The sequence below is a fragment of the Pseudomonadota bacterium genome (assembly GCA_011049115.1).
In the GTDB taxonomy this organism is placed as follows: domain Bacteria; phylum Desulfobacterota; class Anaeroferrophillalia; order Anaeroferrophillales; family Tharpellaceae; genus DSCM01.
Genome location: DSCM01000019.1, coordinates 1 through 4,143 on the forward strand (window position 1 = coordinate 1; position 4,143 = coordinate 4,143).

Genomic DNA, 4,143 nt, shown 5'->3' on the forward strand with positions numbered 1-4,143 from the left:
GAATGACCAGTATCTCTGGAAATCTTACTGAGACTGTGACCGTATACCCGATTGGCTGTTCGGATATGTTCATATTGATCCATCCTAAGCATCCTTTCACCTTTTCTGTATATGGTTTTAAAACCATATACAGAAAAGGTCGCTGTGGGTGGTCAATTTTCCGTAATCACTAGCTCTTTAACTGATCAATTTTAGAGTATCACAACCAAAGAAACCTCAACGAAATAAATCAAGACGGCTAACAAGGAGCATGATATGGCTGAAGTTGTAATCTATTCCACCTCGGTATGTCCTTACTGTATTAAGGCAAAACAGCTGTTGAGCCGCAAGGGGGCGGCTTATCGGGAAATTGATATCAGTCGTGATCCGGCTTTGGTCGAAGAGGCTCAAACGCGCAGCGGCGGACGCAAAACCGTACCCCAGATATTTATCGGGGGTTATCATGTCGGAGGCTGTGACGATCTGTACGCTCTGGAGGCCGTCGGCAAACTTGATGACCTGCTCAAATAGAAAAGGTCGTTGTCGCTGGATTCGCCGCCATGCTGGGGACTTGCCGGGGCTTAGGCTGAATGTCGGGCCATGTTAAAGGGTCCGGAGTCCTGCCGTCGGAGTTGTTTTTCAGGTTTTTTCCGTTGTCGTCCCAGGGTAGAGCGGGGGCAGTCGGGCCGGATTTTTATGAGCGTTCGGAGAGCTTGGGCGTGGCCTGAGATTTTTTTCCAGTTTGTGCCAGAAAATTTCCCCGGCCCATGGGCCGTTTCCGGTAGCGCTGAAAAGCTCTTTTTCAAGTTCGGCAAAATCTTTTTCAATCTCCGGATGCGAAAGTCTGGTGGCCAGCTCCCTGAGGTTGCAGGGGGGAGACTGTGGCCAGGTAGCCCTCCCCCAGTCGAGCAGGGCCTGATAGACGGCCTTGGGGTCGTCGGCCAGGGCTGCGGCCTTGATGCGGCTGCGGTCCTCGCTGGTCGGCGCTTTTTTTTCTGCCGCCGGCCGCGGTTTTTCAGCTTGGCGGCGTTCCCGTTGCCAGAGAAAAAGCGTGGCCAGCCAGATGAGCGCAAGGCCCAGGCTGACGCCCTGCCAGTAGCGGGGCGTTTTGAACGCGGCGGGTGAGGGGGGCGGCACAACTTTTTCGCAGCGGCTTTCCGGAGTGTTGTGTTGGTCCACGTCGCAATCGGCCTGCGGTATTGACGGCGTGGATTTTGTGGCCGACTCCGAGCTGGCGGTGTCTGGAGGCAGAATCTGCAGGCGGCGCTCCGGCAGCACCGCCTGGCGCTGGCAAAGGTTTTTTACATCCCACCAGTCAATTTTGATTTCCGGTAAAATCAGAAGCCCCGGTTGGGTCGGGATCAGCGCGATGGCCTGGGTTTTGACGGCATGTAGCTGCAGATTGTCGGCCGAGGTTTGGAGCTCAGGCTGGTCGGGGTAGCGGCGGCAATGGCTGATGTCCGCCGTTCCGATCTGCGGAAGTTGTTCCGCGCTCAGGCCCAGGGCTTCGATCCTCAGAATTCTGGTCAGCGGTTCCCCCACTCTGCAGGTCTGATTTTCTTCCCAGTTTTCCTGAATCGTCAGCTCCCGAGCCGGCAGCCAGACTGAACCTGTAAATTCCGCGGCGCGGGGCAGCAGGTTGATCTTCAGTTCCTGACTGCGGGCCCGCAGGCGTCTGCCTTGGTTTGGCAGGCGGTTTAAAAATGGATCTGACAGCGGACTGCGGCCGCCGCCGACATAACCCTGAAAAAGCAGGGGAGGGATCGTGAGGGTGGTTCCCTCCTCGGCCAGGATCGCGTATGTTCGTTCAATCACCTGATAGTCCACACCGTTGTTCAGTTTTTTATGATAGCTGCGGTCATCTCCGAGTTTGATCAGCGCGGCTTTTTCCAGGCGCGGTTCTTCCAGACTGGCTTCGTACAGAGGAAGAGTTTTCTTGATATAGAGCTTGACGCCGAGAGTTATCTGGGACTGGATATAGGGCGGAGTCTCGCTTTCTGGTGTAACCTCGACAAAGACCTCGGCGCCGTCCATAATCTTTCCCGGCAGTGGTGTCGGCTGGGCGGTTACCGTCAGTTCCAGGGCCGGGCTTGACTTGCCACCAAGGGTGAAAGGGGGAATCGTCAGACGGCCGATTTTTTTCGGTTCTAATTCCAGGGTCCAGGTCTTGGTCGCCGAAGTCGATCCGTTGACGATCTGAATGTTGCTGCTCGAGGATTGATTGAGAATCGCGAAATCATTTTCCAGCCGGCTGGTGTCGAGCCCGAAGACCTGGTTGATGGCGCCGTCAACCTCGACGATCAGTCGGACGGTTTCATCCAGGCTTAAGCTTTCCCGATCAACCCAGGCCCGGACTTCGGCTTGACCTGAAGCCGGAAAAACTCCGCTCAAGCCGAGCATCAGAAACAGCAGCGGGCAAAGATAAAGAAGTCGTCTCATGGCAATGGATTCCTGCGTTAAGTGAAAAAAGGGCTTAAGTTCGGGCGGGTTTCCCCGGCTAATAATTGCGTTGATCCCGAGAACGTTTTTCGCGGTCCTGGTATTGATAGAGAAATTTTTTTCGCAGAAGCCCGCCCGGATCGTCCGGGACCCGGCGCAGCCATTGCTCAAGGGCCTGTTGCCGGGCATCCAAAGGGTTTTCCTCGTCTTCCGGGGCAGCCGCAAGCGTTTTTGAGGCGTTTTCCGTAGCCTCGGCCTTTGGCGTGGTTCCTGTTTCCTCCTGGGGCGTGACCGTCGGGTCAGGCTCTGTTTTTTCTGCTGCTTTTTGTGGCGCTTCACTTGGCGTCGGCTCATCGGCCGCCGGATTTAAATTGGATGAAGATCGGTTCGGGTCGGTCGATGATGAAGCGCTAGCATCAGCAGGGAGCTGATTTTGTTCGGAGCTTGATTCGGCCTGCTCCTGATGCGGGGTCTTTTGTTGTGGGCGGTTTTCTTGCCCGGATGATGCCTCCGAATCCGGTTGGTTCAGGCTTTCCTGGTCGGCCGGTGTTTTCTGCTCTGCCGGTTGTTCCTCTGGCGGTTCCGCAGATGGTGTTTGCGGTTCCTGTAACAGGCGCTTGACCAGGTCGCGATTGAAACGGGCGTCGGCAAACTGTGGCTCGGTGGCCAGTGCCTGGTCGTAGGCCTCTAACGCCTGCTCATAGGCCCCCAACTGAGCCAGGGCGTTGCCCCGATTATAATGATCCCGGCTGGAATCGAGAGTTTCCAGAGCAGCGGCGGCTTCTTTGAACTTTCCGGCGCGGTAGAGAGCCGCCGCCCGCCATTGCGGCAGCTGGCTGAACTTGTCGACAGCAGCCCAGTCGTTCTCAGCAAAAGCCTGAGCGGCCTGTTGTTCGGGGCGTTGCCAGAGATTGAGCCAGAGACTTTGCCGGTCGGCGGCGGCGCTATCCCGGGCGGCAAGGCCGCTCAGTCCCAGAAGCAGAAGCATGAGCCAGCCTTTACGAAAGCAGAGCGAAGCTAAGAGCAGCAGCGGCAGCAGGAGCCAGGGTCCGTAATCCCGCCATTGTTCACCGAATTGTTCGCTTTGTTTATGATTCTCGGTCCATTTGGTTTCCTCGTGGTTGAGCTCGTCCAGGGATTTTTCAGCTTGCTCCAGGGTGAAGTAACGTCCGCCACCTGCCCGCGCCGTGGCTTGCAGACTCTGAAAATCGGGTACCGGAACCACGATCAGGCCGTTATTGTCCTTTAAAAAACCGCCTTCGTTCAGGGGAATCGGTGCTCCCTGGGGGCTGCCGACGGCGATCACCTCGATGCGATGACCGGCGGCCCGCAGTCGGGCGGCGGTATGGATGGTTCTTTGATCGGCGTCATCAGTGATGAGTATGATGCGGCCCCCGCGGACGGCGCTACGTTGAAGCAGGTTTTCAGCCTCTTCCAGACCCCGGTCGGCGCGGCTGCCCTGCACCGGAGGAGTATCGGTAGTCAGCCCCGGCAACAGGTTGAGCAGTGTGTTCCGGTCATCGGTCAGTGGGGTGACGATGAAAGCATCACCGGCGAAGATCACCAGTCCCTGCTCCTGGCCGGCCCCGCCTTTAATCAGGTCGGTAAGTAGGTAACGGGCCCGTTCCAGACGTGATGGCTTGAGATCCTGAACCCGCATCGAAAGCGAGAGGTCAAGGACGATTACCCGTCCGGTCGTCGGATGAAAAAGGGGTAGCGGCAGTC

General features: G+C 56.9%; 3 protein-coding genes. 1 reads left to right on the forward strand and 2 read right to left on the reverse strand.

The features are described 5' to 3' along the window. Window positions 1-255 precede the first annotated feature (255 nt). Window positions 256-510 carry a glutaredoxin 3 gene (gene grxC / locus ENN66_01540; GenBank protein HDS15306.1) on the forward strand — a complete coding sequence of 85 codons (255 nt, stop codon included), beginning with the start codon at window positions 256-258 and terminating at the stop codon, window positions 508-510. 108 nt (window positions 511-618) lie between these two features. Here grxC and ENN66_01545 read toward each other — a convergent pair whose 3' ends face one another. Then, entirely contained in the window at window positions 619-2,772 is a 2,154-nt protein-coding gene (locus tag ENN66_01545) for a protein BatD (GenBank protein HDS15307.1), read from the reverse strand. Next, a partial coding sequence (locus ENN66_01550) for a VWA domain-containing protein (protein ID HDS15308.1) occupies window positions 2,477-4,143 on the reverse strand: 1,667 nt, incomplete at its 5' end. The genes ENN66_01550 and ENN66_01545, both read right to left, overlap by 296 nt.

Coding starts and splice junctions, on each gene's coding strand:
- ENN66_01545 (HDS15307.1), bottom strand. CDS start 2,772: ATGAGCCGACGCCAAGTGAAGCGCCACAAAAAGCAGCAGAAAAAACAG.
- grxC (HDS15306.1), top strand. CDS start 256: ATGGCTGAAGTTGTAATCTATTCCACCTCGGTATGTCCTTACTGTATT.